14 protein-coding genes are annotated in these 17,219 nt (G+C 34.1%); 11 read left to right on the top strand and 3 right to left on the bottom strand.

What is annotated here, in order from left to right:
* The first annotated feature begins 136 nt into the window (after positions 1-136).
* The 3 genes from HNQ35_RS06805 (at position 137) to HNQ35_RS06795 (ending at position 2,177) form a co-directional block, all read left to right on the top strand.
* The gene (locus tag HNQ35_RS06805; protein WP_146936646.1) at positions 137-997 is read left to right on the top strand and encodes a CvfB family protein; all 861 of its coding nucleotides are present in this window, start codon (positions 137-139) and stop codon (positions 995-997) included.
* A 155-nt stretch (positions 998-1,152) separates the two neighbouring features.
* Complete coding sequence (locus HNQ35_RS06800; protein ID WP_146936644.1) at positions 1,153-1,752, top strand: class I SAM-dependent methyltransferase; 600 nt, start codon at positions 1,153-1,155, stop codon at positions 1,750-1,752.
* 137 nt (positions 1,753-1,889) lie between these two features.
* Positions 1,890-2,177, top strand: coding sequence for a hypothetical protein (locus HNQ35_RS06795; RefSeq protein ID WP_146936642.1), 288 nt, complete (start codon positions 1,890-1,892; stop codon positions 2,175-2,177).
* A 9-nt stretch (positions 2,178-2,186) separates the two neighbouring features.
* Here HNQ35_RS06795 and HNQ35_RS06790 read toward each other — a convergent pair whose 3' ends face one another.
* Complete coding sequence (locus tag HNQ35_RS06790) at positions 2,187-2,366, bottom strand: H-type small acid-soluble spore protein (RefSeq protein WP_146936640.1); 180 nt, start codon at positions 2,364-2,366, stop codon at positions 2,187-2,189.
* Between the two features lie 532 nt (positions 2,367-2,898).
* Between HNQ35_RS06790 and HNQ35_RS06785 the strand changes: the two genes are divergently transcribed.
* Positions 2,899-4,638, top strand: coding sequence for an adhesive domain-containing protein (locus HNQ35_RS06785; RefSeq protein ID WP_307724221.1), 1,740 nt, complete (start codon positions 2,899-2,901; stop codon positions 4,636-4,638).
* Between the two features lie 5 nt (positions 4,639-4,643).
* Positions 4,644-5,366 (top strand): hypothetical protein, encoded by a 723-nt coding sequence (locus HNQ35_RS06780; RefSeq protein ID WP_146936636.1) that lies wholly within the window; start codon positions 4,644-4,646, stop codon positions 5,364-5,366.
* A gap of 51 nt (positions 5,367-5,417) precedes the next feature.
* On the opposite strand, the gene HNQ35_RS06775 is transcribed toward HNQ35_RS06780, so the two are convergent.
* Entirely contained in the window at positions 5,418-8,480 is a 3,063-nt protein-coding gene (locus HNQ35_RS06775) for an ATP-binding protein (protein ID WP_170226631.1), read from the bottom strand.
* Positions 8,481-8,667: 187 nt separating this feature from the next.
* Between HNQ35_RS06775 and HNQ35_RS06770 the strand changes: the two genes are divergently transcribed.
* From HNQ35_RS06770 to yhbH, 5 genes are all read left to right on the top strand, one after another.
* A complete protein-coding gene (locus HNQ35_RS06770) occupies positions 8,668-10,563 on the top strand; it encodes an ATP-dependent protease PrkA (RefSeq protein WP_146936632.1) in 1,896 nt (631 codons plus the stop codon).
* A 250-nt stretch (positions 10,564-10,813) separates the two neighbouring features.
* Positions 10,814-11,929 (top strand): PDZ domain-containing protein, encoded by a 1,116-nt coding sequence (locus HNQ35_RS06765; RefSeq protein ID WP_146936631.1) that lies wholly within the window; start codon positions 10,814-10,816, stop codon positions 11,927-11,929.
* Between the two features lie 23 nt (positions 11,930-11,952).
* The gene (locus HNQ35_RS06760) at positions 11,953-12,672 is read left to right on the top strand and encodes a LuxR C-terminal-related transcriptional regulator (protein ID WP_146936629.1); all 720 of its coding nucleotides are present in this window, start codon (positions 11,953-11,955) and stop codon (positions 12,670-12,672) included.
* Between the two features lie 124 nt (positions 12,673-12,796).
* On the top strand, positions 12,797-13,339 hold the full coding sequence (locus HNQ35_RS06755; protein WP_146936627.1) for a hypothetical protein: 543 nt from the start codon (positions 12,797-12,799) through the stop codon (positions 13,337-13,339).
* Between the two features lie 93 nt (positions 13,340-13,432).
* Positions 13,433-14,599 (top strand): sporulation protein YhbH, encoded by a 1,167-nt coding sequence (gene yhbH, locus HNQ35_RS06750; RefSeq protein WP_146936625.1) that lies wholly within the window; start codon positions 13,433-13,435, stop codon positions 14,597-14,599.
* Positions 14,600-15,302: 703 nt separating this feature from the next.
* Here the strand turns inward: yhbH and HNQ35_RS14210 are convergent.
* Positions 15,303-15,431 (bottom strand): hypothetical protein, encoded by a 129-nt coding sequence (locus HNQ35_RS14210; RefSeq protein ID WP_260173506.1) that lies wholly within the window; start codon positions 15,429-15,431, stop codon positions 15,303-15,305.
* A 294-nt stretch (positions 15,432-15,725) separates the two neighbouring features.
* Between HNQ35_RS14210 and HNQ35_RS06745 the strand changes: the two genes are divergently transcribed.
* Entirely contained in the window at positions 15,726-17,123 is a 1,398-nt protein-coding gene (locus HNQ35_RS06745; protein ID WP_221261439.1) for a SpoVR family protein, read from the top strand.
* The last annotated feature ends 96 nt before the right edge of the window (positions 17,124-17,219 follow it).

Below are 17,219 nucleotides of genomic sequence, written 5' to 3'. Positions count from 1 at the left end.
GGTATATATAAAGTAATTGAACTTATGGAATGAAATTCGTTTAGACGAATAGATTGGAAAAAGCCTATGAATATGTTAATTTCAATGGAGACAAAGTAAATGTGATGGAAATGTGAATAAAGAAAGAAGGTAAAATATGACTACCATGCAAATGGGTACGATTCAATTAATGACTGTTCTGAGAAAAAGTGACCAAGGTTATATATTACAGAAGGGAAAAACAGAAGCCTTTCTCTCTGAACAAGAAACAACACGAAAATTATTAAATGGAGACAAAGTTGATGTCTTCGTTTACATGGACAAACAAGATCAAATTGTAGCTACGATGAATTTACCACAAATGGTAATGGGCACGTATGGCTGGGCTTCTGTCGTTAAAGTTGTTCCAAATCTTGGAGTCTTCGTTCATATTGGAAGTTCAATTGAAGTACTCGTATCTGTTGATGACTTACCGATTGTGGAAGCAGTCTGGCCAGATGTTGGTGATAAGTTGTATGTGACACTAGGTCAAGATAAGAAAGGTCGTTTGCTCGCCATCCCAGCATCTGAAGAACAGTTAAGAGATGAATGGGAGATTGCAGATAGTGTTAAATTAAATGATCGTGTGAGTGGTTATGTTTATTTAACGAGTAAAGAAGGCAGTGCGATGCTTACAGAACGAGGAAATCGCGCATTTATTCATCATACAGAAAGAGAAAGAGAGCCACGATTAGGAGAGTATGTTAACGGACGCGTTATTGATGTGAAAGAAGACGGTACACTTAACGTATCACTTCTACCATTTAAACATGAGCGGATTGCTGATGATGCTGAGGCGATACTTACTTATCTCAAACAACGAGGAGGGGTCATGGTATTTCATGACAAGAGTAGTCCCGAATCGATTCAAGAAACATTTCACATGAGTAAGTCTGCCTTTAAACGCGCAATGGGACGATTAATGAAGCAACGTCAAATCATTCAAGAAGACGGCTATACGAAGTTAATTGATAAATGATATTTTTTAAAAAAGACTGAATGATTAATACAGTCTCGTTTCGTTATTGGAATGAGACTGTTTTTGTTATACTTGTATTCTTTCTTCTTAATAGTATGATAGATGATTAGATAGTAGAATAATTAAAAGAACATCAAGAATAGGGGAAGAAGAAAGTGGTTGAGAAAAAGTTTGATCAGTTATTGGGGATTCGAACAGATGGAATCCGGGAATGGCGTGGCAATGTGCCGTATAATCGTTATGAACCGACACCATATGTCGCACTAGAAAAACTGTTTCAAGCGTATCGTATAGAGGAAGAAGATGAGGTTGTTGATTTTGGATGTGGAAGAGGACGGGTGTCATTCTATATCCATCATCGTTTTCAAGTACCTGTAACAGGGATTGAAAACAATGATAAAACATTTCAAGAAGCGCTGGATAATGAAGCATCGTATCGGCGAGGTCGGGAACATATTAAGGCACCAATTGAACTTGAGTACGGTCTTGCTGAAATGTATGAAATAGAAAAAACGGAGAACTGCTTCTATTTTTTCAATCCATTTTCCGTAAACATATTTAAGAAAGTCGTCGATAATATTATGACATCCATCAAACAGCATGATAGACCGGTAGATCTCATTCTTTATTACCCATTGCCAGAGTATAAGCGATTTCTAAAACAAAAAACACCTTTCCGTTTGATAAATAAAGTCCGTGTGCCAGAAGCGAATCACGGAAAGCGTGGTAAATTTAAAATATATCGTTATGCATAGAAAGGAAGCTTCAGAATGGTTATTTAAGTATGAGAAGGTAATTCCATGAAGTCAAAGGAAATACCTTCTTTTTTATATATGAAACTTTAAACTGTAAGATACGTACATATATATGAAAAGAGTCTGGGGGAATTTTAGTGACTTTACTAGCTGTTCATCCATATGTTAAAATCCAACGCGACGTCTCAAGCTTCAAACAAATCCAACGAGAAGACATGCGGGAAATTCGTCTGTATACAGATCGTATTGAGACGAAATATCACACATTTGCCATTCAAGATGTGTTAGATATATCTTACCATGCGATAGGCCATAAAAGTGGACTTCTTTATTTACATACGATTAGAGGAATTTATTCGTATCATGTCTATCAAACACCACAAACATTTATCGACTCCTTTAAAGCACATCGTAAAAATCTCTAAGAGACAAGGTTAACGCTCTTCTAATTGATCGAGTTGTACCTCAAATTCCTTGGTCGGATCATCCAGTAAATACACTTTTGCCATATCACTTGTTTTATGAACATGTTGGATGTAGACACGTTTTCCTTGATATGTGACATGTTTGAGATTTGGTGATTTTGAAATTTCAATGGCTCGATTTCGATTCATTATATATTTCCTCACTTTAATATTAAATATCAATCCATAACTGTTCTACATTTTTTAGTTTATGTCGTTATCATATGATTAATCAGATACAATAACTTCTTAATCGACTATTTATGAACAAATGTGAGTATCATACAATGTAAAGGAGATGTGTAGAAGATATTTCAATAGAATATTTAACGAAGAAAAGGAATTATATAACTAGGCTTAGGAGAAGATCCTATTCCTAAAAAAGTTCAAGTACTTACTATTTCATGCAAAAACAAGAAGGATCAATAAAAGGCAGAGTCCATAAGTTCAGCCTTTTATTTTTTAGATTAATTATTCAGAATAGCGTGATTGTTAAATTAAAAAATCCATTAAATGTAGAGAAATATTTGAGCTTAACGCTCTATCATTGAAGTAAATGGAGTTTTATTGAAAGTATTATGACGTGGGGTATTAATATGAGCAACAAAAGAAATCGTCTTTCTGAAAAAACCTATTATGGAAGGGTAAAAAGTTAGACAAGGAGGTCGTTCTATTGAGAAAAGTGAGAAGATTACCTTTGATATTTTTAATCATATTATTGATTTTTACTCAAGGGGTTCAACCATTTATGTTTGCTTCGGATAAAGAAATGGATAGCAAACAGAAATTAAATATTAAAGTTGATCCTGAAGCAACAAATCAATATACAGTAGTAACACTATTAACAGAAGACCCCATTGTAGATGAAGTACATATCAAACTACCAGAAAAATCAACCTACGACCAAGAACAAACAGCACAACTTAAGCAAAAAAGCACGACTTTTCAATATGATGAAAACAATCAATTGTTAAAAATTGAATGGAGTGGAGATTCATCAGAATCAAAGAGAGAAGCAAAATTTTTATTGAGTGATTTAGAAGAAGCAGAAAACAACATCCAAGCTATTGGATTGATAGAGAAAAAGAAAGTGGCAGAAGCTGAAGAGACGTTTCAGGTTAATATGGTGGAAGAAAATAAAACTACCGATAGTAAAGAAAATCAGAGTGATGAACCTGAGAAAGAGACTGATAAGCGACTAGAAGAAGATGGAAATAAAGCTGAAACCAATAAAGAAGAGAAGCCAGAAAAAACGAATCAATCCAACATAAATGAAGAAGATAAGAATGAGACAGCTGAAGAGAAACAATCAAAAGACGAATTAACAAAGACAGAGAAGGAAAGAACGACAGAAAATAATGTAATCAAGGAAATAGAAACACCAAATAAAAAGCAAACAGACAAAAAAGATAAGAAAAAAGGTTCAACTGACGAAAATACAAAAGTCGTAACCCCCTTTGTCGGAGATTTAAATACAGATATCGATCTTTCTCCTTATAAAACAACAGTCGAATCTGGAAAAGCAGCAATGTATAAACTGGTTTTAAAAACAACAGGTTCACAAAAGTTATATGAAGATTCGACACTTACTGTGAAATTGCCAATTACTGATTACACTCAATTTACACAAGACGTTTATGAATTTAGTGACCAATTAAGAGCCGGAGAAACTTACGAGAAAATTATCAAGGTGAAAACAGAGAACTTAAATTCTCCTAATGGTGCTGAGTTAAATGCCATTGCAACACTTCAGGTAACGGATAAGGAACAAACGCAAGAATTCATCGACGATGCTACGGTAAAAATAAATTCTTCAGGTGCTATAAATATTTCTAAAGAATATATAAGGGCCGAGAAAAATCAAGAAACTATATTAGCCCCAACTTTAAACAGTTATATACGTTGGGAAATCACAGTGGATATCCCTAAAAAAGACATCGGACAGATGTATTTAAAAGAAGGATCTAAAATTGTGATTACAGATACACTCCCACAAGGGATTGAATTTACAAAGATGAATAGGCAAAGTGCTCCACAGCCCACACAAAATGGGAATAAATTAACCTGGGAATTTGATGCACCAAGCCTCTTAGGACAAGGGGAATCCGATGAAAATTTTTTCACTCAAACCTTAACTTTTTGGACAAAAGTTGACAATGATAAGAAATTAGTTAACACAAAAATAAATAATACGGCAACTGCAACCGCGACTTTTATTGATGGAAAACCTATTGATCCGCCAGAAATGCAGAAGTCGGCATTTTCGAATCCGTATCATCAACAGGAGATATTCAAGGTACTATTTTCTATTCTGTTCACTATGGTCCCAAAGATGGAAAAGGTGGCCAAGGAACCCCTGAGGGAAAAAACCCAAATCCCCCTGTTCATGATGATGCATATTTACATTTTTACCATGGTGTGACATCCATGCATCCAGGACAAAAATACGATATGGATGAATATAGAACGATTTATACGGTAGATGAAAATTTAATCTTAGATAAAGTTAATACTCCTGGGGACTGGATATTTGCGAGAAGTAATCCTGAATATGGCTTAAATATACCATTGGCTAGAGACCCTGAATATAACCTTGTACTTAAGATAGACGGTAAACCAGATATAATAATTGAAAATGCTAAGCATAATCACGAGTATACGAGAAGTGACTTAGGTTTATCTGATACTGATCAAGTTACTGAAATTTTACTAGATTTCACCTATGCTCCTGCAGGAATGCATGCTAAAAGACAAGTGCATTATTATTTTAATGTAAAACCTGGTTATATAGGAGAAGTGGAGAATAGATTTAATGTTCGAATAAAACCAGATAAAAAAGCTATAGAAGACTGGAATGAAATGGTGGAAAACACCAAGGATAAAACGAGATATAGATCCATAAGTGACAGTGGTATTTGGTGGTATCGATATAATAATCCTAATACATGGGATAGTTTAGCATCTGATAGACATGCAACGATAGTTCCAAAACCAACTAATCAACCACCTATTGCTACAGTCGGTGTAGAATTATTAGAACATCATGGTGGACAAGTTCATCATGGAGAAAACAGAATGAAGGTTAGACTGCAGCAGGCTGAACGGGCTGAACAAGAAGATGATAAAAAAGAAGAGAAGAAAGCTGATTAGCTCGCTTTATAAAACATAAAGCTCCCCATATATGAGGAGCTTTATGTTTTTTTATTGTTTTGGAACGTCAAATAAAATTGTTGTCCCTTTATTTGGTGTGGACTCAATCTCTAAACCTTTACCAAAGAGTTTCTTCAACCGTTCATTCGTGTTAGCAATGCCGATTCCACTTTTAGAACTTGCTTTGTCAGTTAATAGCTTTTCAACTTTTGCAGCATCTATCCCCACACCGTCATCATGAATTGATATTGTTACTTCGTCTTCCTTTTCTGTTGCAGAAATTTTAACAGTACCTCCAGCAGCGCGTTTTAAGACACCGTGTTGAATGGCATTTTCAACTAAAGGTTGAATGGATAGCGGGGGTACATCAATTTTTAAATCGTCATCAATATCCCATTCAACGGTTAATCTGTCTCCAAATCGTTGCTGCTCAATATAAACATAAGAGCGAACTATTTCTAATTCTTCTTCCAGTGGTATGAGTTTTTCTGTATTTCTTACGTTAAAACTTCTCCGTAAATAGTTTCCAAAGTGATTTAACAAGGTCGTCATTCTCGCTGTATCAATTTCACTTAAAGATGCGATCGTATTTAATGTATTAAATAAGAAATGTGGTCGTATTTGAGCCTGGAGCCAAGCGGCTTCCATTCGTAACTGCTCATGAATCGCAAGCTTTAAATGTATTAATGAATGCACACGTGCTGATAATTCGAGTGCATCAACAGGTTTGACGACATAATCATTTGCCCCGACATTGAACCCTGTTTGTATATCTTCGATTTGGTTACGAGCCGTTAAGAGTAATATCGGTAACTCAGATAAAGTATATTGTTTACGTATATGTTGTGTTAACTCATATCCAGACATTTGAGGCATCATCACGTCTGAAATAATTAAATCAAATCGATTGTCTTTTAAATATTGTAATGCTTCCTGTCCACTTGTTGCTGTCATCAGATGATAATCATGGTTTAATATATTACTCACAACCCTTAAATTAACAGGGTCATCATCCACAATGAGAATTCTTGCAATTTTATGTTTTTTCTTTTGTTCTGAAATAGGTTCCTCTGTAATTGTTGCTGCGTGTTCTTTAGTAACTAACGTTTCTTCAGTTTCATCTGTCTGATGAGTCATTGATTGATCAGCTAAAGGAAGTGTAAATGAGAAAGTTGAGCCTTCATTTGGTTTAGATTTTACAGATAAGTTACCACCATGTAGTTCAACTAATTGTTTACAAACATGAAGACCTAAACCGATGCCACCCCCAATGGCTGTCATACTGGAATCTTCTTGTTCATAAGGTTTGAATATGTTATGAAGAGCATCAGGACCAATTCCAATCCCAGTATCTTTAATATAAATTGTCGCCATATTACCTTCAGACCGAGCATCAATTGTAATAGAGCCTGCAGGTGTATACTTTACCGCATTATGAATTAAATTAAATAGTATTTGGATGAGTCGATTCTCATCAGCATATACTTTTGGAAAGTCAATCGGTATATTGAAATGAAACTTTAAATCTTTCTCATCGACCATAAAAGAAATCAAATCGAGTACAACTGATGTAACGGTATGAAGGTTAACTGGCTGTTGATAAAACTGCATCTGATTTTCCTCTATTTTTGTTAGATCCGAAATATCATTTAGGGTAAATCGCATATTTTCACTAATGCGAATAAGTAATTTTAAGTCGTCTTTGTTTTTTTGCGTTAATGTATCTTCATTATTGTGTAACATCGTTTGCGCAATATTAATAATACCATGTAATGGGTTGCGTAGTTCATGTGATGTATTAGCTAAAAACTCATCCTTCTTTCGATCAGCTTCTTTTAATGCTAATGTTTGTTGCTCATTAACTTGTAGCACATTCATGTACCGTTTTAATAACAGTAAGGCAATAGCGACGACATATATAATAAAATCAAAGGGATAAAATGGAATTTTAACAAGTCCACCGTTAATCATGGCACCCCAAATCATATTAGATGTATATCCTGTAATAAAGAATAAAACATATATGCCCTCATCATTTCCCTTTTGGATAATTTTTATTGTTTGGGAAAATAAATAATAGAAGGATGTAAAGAAAAGTATCATCGTGCCGATATTTATCCATTGGAAATAATCCAATGGAATAAAGATAATACTAATAGCCAAGACAACATATAAACTAATAAGCACTGGAAAAAGTCTTGTTTTAATATTAAATAGATACTTTATCGCAGTGATTAAGGTAATCAGTGTACTAATAAATAATAAATTGAGTAATTTATGATATGTCTTAGCGCCGATTGATAATTGTAGAACGATGTCATCATCAATTAATACGGTAAATCCAGCTAGCAAGAGCATAAGTCCATAAAACAACAGCTCTTTTTGGTTGTATTTTCTCGCTAAAAAAAATAAGACAAAAGCATAGACACTATGCAATAGATAAACGATAAAAACAGCTAATTGATAATTTTGTGAACGATGGTCTTCTTTTATGATAGCTGTTTCAGTTCCAATTTTAATAGATCCTGTCATACCTCCGCGGTATGAAATATCGTAATTAGATACGTGAATCATAATTTCTATTTCATCTTGATTCGGATTTAAAAAAGTTAATTTTGGTCCGCGGTTTCCAATGGATGTATTAGCGGATGTTCCAGGTGTCCCATAGTCAGTAACTTTCTCTCCATTTACATAAATTTGGGCTGCGTTTGTTATTCCTTCCACTCTTAGACCGTACAACCTTTTGCGATCATCTGGTAAAGTGATTTTTAAACGATACGTTCCATGTCCAATATTGCTTTTATCAGGGCTGTTTATGCTATCTTTCCAATTTCCTGGGACTTTAATATAAGAGTGTTTATCTAATTGATTTACTTTACCATTAGGGTCAATAAATACATTTGGATAAAATTCCCACTCCCCATCTAGCGCTACTGTATGCTTGTCTGTGAATGTCCAATCTCTTAAGTCAAGCACACCTTTTTCCACATAGGGCTGCTCAGGCGTCTTGTGGAACATAATCCAACCTATTCTTAATCCTGTTAAACCAATAAATAATAAAATTATAAGAAGGAACACCTTTGTCTTTGTCATTGGTTGATTTTGGGGCATCATGATTTCCATCTTTCTTTATGAATTAAATAAAAAAATATAATTACATTAATTATGAATGATTTTCTATACTGATACAAGCTGTAAATATTATTTATACATGGAATTAAGTAAAAAATTCCCATTTGTCATGCTTATGTTATTTTTTGCATATAGTATAAGACATCATGAACTGAGGTGGGAAAGACGGATGGACATTTTGCAAAAGGTAAAACAATTTCGTGAAGAAGAAGAACGATTGAAATGGAAAGGGACATTTCGTGAGTATCTAGATATTGTGAAGCAACATCCCCAAGTTGCACAAACGGCTCATTCACGTGTTTATCGTATGATTCAGCAAGCTGGTATAACAGAAATCGATGGAAAGAAAGTGTACCACTTCTTTGGTGATGAGATATTTGGTATTGAAGATGCAATTGAGAGATTAGTAGAGGAGTATTTCCATCCAGCAGCAAAACGGTTAGATGTGAGAAAGCGCATATTACTGTTAATGGGACCAGTTAGTGGTGGGAAATCGACGATTGTAACGATGCTAAAACGTGGATTAGAACATTATTCTCGCACGGATGAAGGTGCTATTTACGCAATAAAAGGTTGTCCAATGCATGAGGATCCACTGCATTTGATTCCACATCATTTAAGAGATGATTTTTACAAGGAATATGGTATTCGCATTGAAGGAAGTTTGTCTCCTTTAAACATGATGCGCTTAGAGAAAGAATACAATGGACGGATAGAAGATGTGATGGTTGAGCGTATTTTCTTTTCTGAAGATAAACGGACGGGAATTGGAACATTTAGCCCTTCAGATCCGAAGTCACAAGATATTGCTGATTTAACAGGAAGTATTGACTTTTCAACCATTGCTGAATATGGTTCAGAGTCGGATCCACGGGCGTATCGGTTCGATGGCGAGCTAAATAAGGCAAACCGTGGATTGATGGAATTTCAAGAGATGCTGAAGTGTGATGAAAAATTCCTCTGGCATTTATTGTCGTTAACGCAAGAAGGAAACTTTAAAGCCGGGCGTTTTGCTCTTATTTCAGCCAATCTTCTCATTGTTGCCCATACGAATGAAGCAGAATATCGCTCATTTATTGCTAATAAAAAGAATGAAGCGCTTCATTCACGAATGATAGTGATGCCTATTCCATATAATTTGCAAGTAAGTCAAGAAGAACGAATCTATGAAAAAATGATTAAAGAAAGCGAGATGGCTCATGTACACATAGCGCCACATGCGTTAAGAGTGGCGGCCATTTTCACGATTTTAACAAGACTAAAAGAATCGAAGAAAAAAGGTATTGATCTCGTTAAAAAAATGCGTCTCTATGATGGAGAAAGTGTCGAAGGTTATAATCAAACAGATATAGATGAGTTACGTCAAGAGTTTCCTGATGAAGGGATGAGTGGAATTGACCCACGGTATGTGATAAACCGAATTTCTTCAGCCATTATTCGTAAAGAAGTACCATCTATTAATGCATTAGATGTTTTACGCTCTTTAAAAGATGGACTGGACCAACATCCATCGATTACAAAAGAAGATAAAGAAACGTATTTAAATTATATTTCAATTGCTAGGAAAGAATACGACGAAATTGCCAAAAAGGAAGTACAGAAGGCTTTTGTCTACTCTTATGAACAATCAGCTAAGACGCTGATGGATAATTACTTAGATAATGTAGAGGCATTTTGCAATCGACATAAACTAAAGGATCCATTAACGGGTGAAGAGATGCTTCCTGATGAAAAACTCATGCGTTCAATCGAAGAGCAAATCGGCATCTCAGAAAATGCAAAACGCGCTTTTCGTGAAGAGATATTGATCCGAATCTCTGCATATGCTAGGAAAGGTCAAACTTTTGATTATCGTTCTCATGATCGACTTCGTGAAGCCATCCAGAAAAAGCTGTTCGCTGATTTAAAAGACGTTGTAAAAATTACAACATCTACACAAACACCAGATGAACAGCAATTAAAGAAAATAAATGAAGTTATTGCCCGATTGATTGATGATTACGGTTATCACTCCATTTCAGCAAATGAATTATTGCGTTATGTAGGTAGTTTATTGAATCGTTAATGTTGTACGGGTGTTCTAAGTTGAACACCCTTTACATAATGTGAATTAAGAAGAAAGCCTTAATACATTCTTAAGAGTATAGTTGGAGTTTGTAGAGAATTTGTTGAGTTGAACAAAATATAATATATGTAATTAAAGATACTTTTTAACGAATGACGCGTCTATACAAAGACTATTTTATGAGATGTTACAGGATTCCTTAAAAAAAGCGCAGGTGTAAATATTGTTTTATTTAGAGGGATTTTCCTTTTTGACTGTTTTTTTAAATCCGTTATTGTACTGGTTCATTTTATTAATGATTATCTCTAGTTACATACGTGTCCGTTCCGAACGAAGTGATTATGGAAGAAAATTATTCCCTATGTTATCTGAGATGAGTCATACGTGGGTCATATCTATCGTAGCAAGTATGATATTGTCGATGTTTATTTATTTAACAGGTATCTATATAACGTTTGAAGCAATCCTTTTAATTAGTATCGTCACTGTTATTCTATCATTTAATTATCGTTATCGTTTTTTATCACCAAGTTATACATTAGGTCTTTCGTTTTTAATGATATTAGTGTATTCCAAACTAGGAATAGACACCAGTCGATTTCCAATTGAATCCATATCAGGATGGCTTATTTTAACTGGTATGTTATTAATTGTAGAGGCATTTCTTTTTTATAGTGTTCAGCGACAACAACTATACTCGGAAATTTCTCCAAGCTATCGTGGACTTTGGATAAATCAATTATATATTCGCAGATCCATGTTTGTGCCATTTATTGTTTATTTGCCTAGTGGAACAGTGGAAACAGCTTCCACCTTTTCAACTGAATTGATTTCATTTCAATTGACGATTTTTCCTTTTTTTATCGGATTGAATGAGGTCGTTGAGCAACAAGAGGAAGTACCTCTAGCACAAAGAAAGGCTAAGTATATTGCTTTACTCGGTGTTATTGTTATGAGCTTAGCGATTGGAAGTTATGTTATTTCGTGGTTTTCCTGGGTGACATTATGTATTGCTATTTTAGGAAGGTTGTTCATTCAGTACTATGTCAAGGCAGATACAATGCGGTCTTATTATTTCGCATTAAAAGATCAACTTAAAGTCTTAACGGTCATTCGGGACTCATATGCTGATCGATTAGGCATAGAAAGTGGTGATGAAATCATACGTGTCAATGGCTCACTTATAAAAAACATCGATGACTTTAATGAAGCACTTTATGATGAGAAGAATACGATTAAGATTCATGCTTATAATCCGATTACAAAAACAAACAAACAAATTAAACGAACAATCAGTCAAAAGGATAAACGAAACTTAGGAATCGTTTTTATTATGAAGCCTTATTCTGATGGAGGTCAATCATAACAGAAATCTAGGAGTGATGATTTATGCAGAAAAAAAATAACTATAGCAATACTAAGGGTCAAAACGAGATGTTAAGAGTTGCTCTTGTGGATAAAAGCTTGTTATATAGGGACAGTCTTAAAGTGTTATTTGATGCCATTGGTTCATCGAAACTCGTTGCTTATGCCCCAACATTTGAACAGTTAAACGATTTATATAAAAAAGAAACAAGAGAACCATTTGATATTTTGCTAGTAGAAATCGGTGATAAACCTATTTATAGTATCAATTCAATTAAGCGTATGATTGAGAAAAATCCTGATTTAAAGATAATCGTCTTAACGGAAGAAACAGATGATATATATGCAGTATATTCCATTCGTGCTGGTGTTAAAGGATATGTGTTAAAGACGATGGGATTCTCTGTTTTACTAGAAGCTGTTCAAGAAGTCTATGGTGGTAATTTCTATTTTAATGACGATATTTTAAAAAATGTTATCTATGATTATCAAGATAAACATTTGAATCATAGTGAGCAAGTGGCGGTAGACTCATACGAGGAATCACTGATGTTGAGTCGGCGTGAAAAGGAAGTATTAGATCTCATTATAGATGGTAAAACAAACAGTGAAATAGCAAAAGCGTTATCGATAAAAGAAGTGACTGTTAAGAATCATGTCTATAACCTAATGAAAAAAATGAATGTCGAACATCGTACAGGAGCTGTATTAAAAGCAATCAAACAAGGTTGGGTCGCTATTTAACAGAGTATTGTATGGATGAACAATAAAATGATTAACAATCATATGTTTTAAGAAGCAGATCTATGATATATTGGTCTGCTTTAATTTTTCTATCATATTTCCTATATGAAGGGATAAGAAAAGAATGAAGCAATCCGTTTTTATGAATAAATACTATCATCGTCATGATGAATCAATAAGTTTAAAAGAAGTTGAATCATCCTATCCGGATTTTTATGAGTTTTTATTAAATACTGGTGATATGAGACTCGTATTTTTCGTCACGGTTTCTGTTATATTAATTTTTATATTATATAGAAAAGGTCTCATTCGTTTCTTATTTACTATTCCACTATGCTTACTAGCAGTTGTCATGCTCGTTTTTGGTCATATTTATGTTGAATCATCCATTTTAGAAAAGAAAATAGAAGCATGGGAAGATAATCAATTGGGAAGTTATATTGCTCAGTTAGACGCAAAAAAAGTGAAAAGAAAAGATATAGATACGTTTTCAATAAAAGATAAAACGGTTAAATTTTTCCATAAGGATAAGTTAGTGACTGTTGAAGACATAAGTATAGCTGATTCACCAAACAATGAGATGTATGTAGAGTTTATTTACTTTAATAAAGAAGTAAAAGGTAAAGATATTTATAAAGGATATTATAATGTCGTGTTATATAAATAGTAAGTCCAGAATGGAAACAAATCCATTAATCGTGTAAGATTCCCCCTTTCTTTGCATATTGTAAAGTAAAGGATAAGGAAAGGTGAGGAAACCGTGAAAAACAAGCAACATCATTTTGTTGTTTCTAGGGAGGACTGGTCACTCCATCGTAAAGGATTTCGTGATCAAGAACGTCATATGGAAAAGATAAAAGAAGCGATTCAAAGTCATTTACCAGATTTAATAACAGAGGAAAGCATCATTATGTCGAATGGGAAAGAAGTGATTAAAGTACCAATTCGCTCACTTGATGAATATAAAATTCGTTATAATCATGAGAGGTTAAAACATGTCGGTCAAGGAGATGGAACGAGTCAACAAGGTGATGTCATCGCACACACATCGGATAAAGAAGCAAAAGCAAATGGTCTAAGCGGAGAAAAAGGTGGTAATCAACCGGGTGTCGATTATTATGAGACAGACGTCTCAATCGCTGAACTGGAAGAAGCGTTATTTAATGAACTTAAGCTACCTCAATTAGAGAAAAAGGATAATGAACAGGTGACGGTTGATAGTATTGAATTTAATGATGTCCGTAAAACAGGCTTAATAGGGAACTTAGATAAGAAGAGAACGATTTTATCGGCATTAAAACGAAATGCCACGAAAGGGAGAACTTCGATTGCACCGATATACGAAGAAGATTTACGCTTTAAGACGTGGACAGAAGTGACAAAACGAGAATCCAATGCTGTCATTTTAGCGATGATGGATACGAGTGCATCAATGGGAAAGTTTGAAAAGTATTTAGCAAGGAGCTTTTTCTTTTGGACGACACGATTTTTACGTTCAAAGTATGAGACGGTAGATATCGTTTTTATATCTCATCATACGGAGGCAACAGTCGTTTCTGAAGAGGAATTTTTTACGAAAGGTGAAAGTGGCGGTACAATTTGTTCTTCCGCATATAAAAAGGCACTTGAACTAATTGATAAGAAATATTCACCGACGAGTTATAATATTTATCTGTTTCATTTTACGGATGGGGAGAATTTCTATTCTGATAATCAGGATAGTATTCGTTTAGTAAAACAGTTACTTACCGTTTCTAAATTATTCGGGTATGGTGAAATTAATGAATATGATCGGTACTCAACATTGATGAGAGCATTTAGTGAAATAAGTGACCCAGCCTTCAAACATTTTGTGTTAAGAGGAAAGCAAGATGTCTATCATGCGATGAAGCATTTTTTTCATCCACAATCTGCTTACAATAGGTAATTGATGTTTGAGCTGATTCTGAGTCACTAGCATTTAATTAGCCAAAAGGTAAGGTAGTATATTTTATAACAACTTACTTTCTACTGAAATGACAAGTGGAAAGTTTAAATGCAATTCAGCCCTTGACATTAAATTTCTCTGGCAAAAATTTGTCAGTAGCTTTATTGTTAATCGATGATTAGGGGCTGCCTTAGTATAAGTGAAATTAAATAATATGTTAAATTATAACGTAATAAAACAAACAAAATGCGTACGATCATGACTACTTTATAAATCTAATTTTTTATTTTCTAAATCTCTTTATAAAGTTTTGGAATAAGAGGTTTTCTCTTTATTCTTTAAAAATCAAACGGTCTTTTTCTCTCTATATATAAAGTATTTAGCACTTCCATATTTCTGCCTTAATTCTGCTTTAATTCTGTTTTATAATAAAAATAAGCTAGAAGAAGCTAGCTAATTGTGAATGAAAAATTCATAATTTGTTCATAAATACAGATAAATGCCCCAACACTAATTGTTATTTTGTGTTATGATATAACATAAGTTAACTAACAGGAACAACTTATTGTAACATGTGTGGGAATGTTCTCCCTAATATAATTCGTAACTCCCTATACGAAATTTGTTGTCTTCAAAGTTCCCTTGAATATTCCTTACACATACCTTGTCTAGTAAAAAACCCTCGCTTTCATGTGAGGGTTTTTTACTGTTTTAAGGTTAATTTGTAGACAGCACGGTCATTTATGAGAATTAATTTATCACCACTTTTTCCATAGAGAGTGGTTGTCTCTAACGGAATATCATCCAATTTCTCTAGTAAGATTGTGAACATAAACTCCCCATAAATATTCCCTAATCCATTTAGTTTTAAAGTATATCTTGATACATAACCATGAAGCTTATGAAGATTTGTTTCGTAATGCGTTGATTGCAATCGTTATTCAATGATTTCATGTTCAGATTCAATTTTTTCAATTTGAATGGCATTTTCTTTCCGACTTTGCAATATTTCATGTAACTCTTCGATAGATATAAAGGGAGAGGACAATTTCTATTCTCTTTGTTGGAAGTTCAAAATTCAAGATAGTTCTCATACACTGTATAAAGCATAAATGGAGGGATTGTTTTGACTAAGGAATTGGAACGTGCCATTCATGATATTACGGAAATTGCGAAAGGATTTGGGCTTGATTTCTTTCCGATGCGTTATGAAATTTGTCCAGCGGATATTATATATACGTTTGGAGCATATGGTATGCCGACTCGATTTACTCATTGGAGTTTTGGCAAACAGTTTCATAAAATGAAACTGCAGTATGATTTGGGCTTAAGTCAAATATATGAACTCGTCATTAATTCGAACCCATGCTATGCCTTTTTATTGGATACGAATACTTTAATCCAAAATAAAATGATTGTCGCACATGTCTTGGCACATTCTGATTTTTTTAAGAATAATGTTCGCTTTGCCAATACGAGACGCGATATGGTCGATAGTATGACGGCAACTGCTGAACGAATTGCTCATTACGAGCATGTATATGGTTATGAAGTTGTAGAGAAGTTTTTAGATGCTGTGTTAGCGATTCAGGAACATATAGATCCCTCACTTCTGCGGCCGACATTATATGATGAAGAAGATGATGAGCAAGAGAGTGATATAAGAACGACACCTTATGATGATTTATGGTATTTAAATGAACCTAAACCAAAAGCGAAAAAGACACGGTCGGCAGGAAGGAGAAAAGCTCCTAAACGACGAGAAAAAGATTTATTACTTTTTCTTATTGAGCATAGTCAAGAATTAACTGATTGGCAGTGCGATATTTTAACAATGATGCGTGAAGAAATGCTTTATTTCTGGCCACAACTAGAAACGAAAATCATGAATGAAGGATGGGCATCATATTGGCATCAGCGCATTTTACGAGAGATGGATTTGAGTCCAGACGAAACAATTGAGTTTGCTAAATTAAATGCGAATGTGATTCAGCCGTCGAAAACATTTATGAACCCCTATTATTTAGGTTTAAAAATATTTGAAGATATTGAACAGCGTTATAATCACCCAAGCGAGGAAATGATAGCACATGGCATTAAGCCATATTCCGGTCGAGATAAAATATTTGAAGTACGTGAATTAGAATCAGATATTTCATTTATTCGAAACTATTTAACGAAAGAGCTCGTGCAGAAAGAAGACCTTTATTTATTTGAAAAAAAAGGCTCTGTATATCAAGTTACAGATAAAGACTATGAGAATATACGCAATCAATTAGTTTCTATACGAGTGAATGGAGGGTTTCCGTACATCACTGTAGAAGATGGAGACTATTTAAAAAATGGTGAACTCTATTTGAAGCATCATTATGAAGGAATTGAACTAGACATTCCTTATTTAGAAAATGTTTTACCGTACATTTATCAGTTATGGGGCAGAGTCGTTCATGTGGAGACATATTTGAACGAAAGACCGCTTCGGTTTACGTATAATGGGAAAATAGTGACTCGACTTGCTTTATAGTGAGAGGTAAATTCACAATACTTATAATGCAATGGATTTCTAATGTGATTTAACCTACCGATCGTTAAATAAAACTCAAGAAATATAAATGAACCA

Source organism: Cerasibacillus quisquiliarum, from assembly GCF_014202495.1.
GTDB classification, from domain to species: domain Bacteria; phylum Bacillota; class Bacilli; order Bacillales; family Amphibacillaceae; genus Cerasibacillus; species Cerasibacillus quisquiliarum.
The sequence above is the reverse complement of the archived record's forward strand: the minus strand, read 5'-3'. Positions and strand labels throughout refer to the sequence as shown.

What these genes read in the sequence shown, in the direction of transcription:
- HNQ35_RS06775 (WP_170226631.1), bottom strand. Translation starts at nt 8,480, where the DNA reads ATGATGCCCCAAAATCAACCAATGACAAAGACAAAGGTGTTCCTTCTT.
- HNQ35_RS06770 (WP_146936632.1), top strand. Translation starts at nt 8,668, where the DNA reads ATGGACATTTTGCAAAAGGTAAAACAATTTCGTGAAGAAGAAGAACGA.
- HNQ35_RS06755 (WP_146936627.1), top strand. Translation starts at nt 12,797, where the DNA reads ATGAAGCAATCCGTTTTTATGAATAAATACTATCATCGTCATGATGAA.
- HNQ35_RS06780 (WP_146936636.1), top strand. Translation starts at nt 4,644, where the DNA reads ATGCATCCAGGACAAAAATACGATATGGATGAATATAGAACGATTTAT.
- HNQ35_RS06805 (WP_146936646.1), top strand. Translation starts at nt 137, where the DNA reads ATGACTACCATGCAAATGGGTACGATTCAATTAATGACTGTTCTGAGA.
- HNQ35_RS06790 (WP_146936640.1), bottom strand. Translation starts at nt 2,366, where the DNA reads ATGAATCGAAATCGAGCCATTGAAATTTCAAAATCACCAAATCTCAAA.
- HNQ35_RS06760 (WP_146936629.1), top strand. Translation starts at nt 11,953, where the DNA reads ATGCAGAAAAAAAATAACTATAGCAATACTAAGGGTCAAAACGAGATG.
- HNQ35_RS14210 (WP_260173506.1), bottom strand. Translation starts at nt 15,431, where the DNA reads ATGTTCACAATCTTACTAGAGAAATTGGATGATATTCCGTTAGAGACA.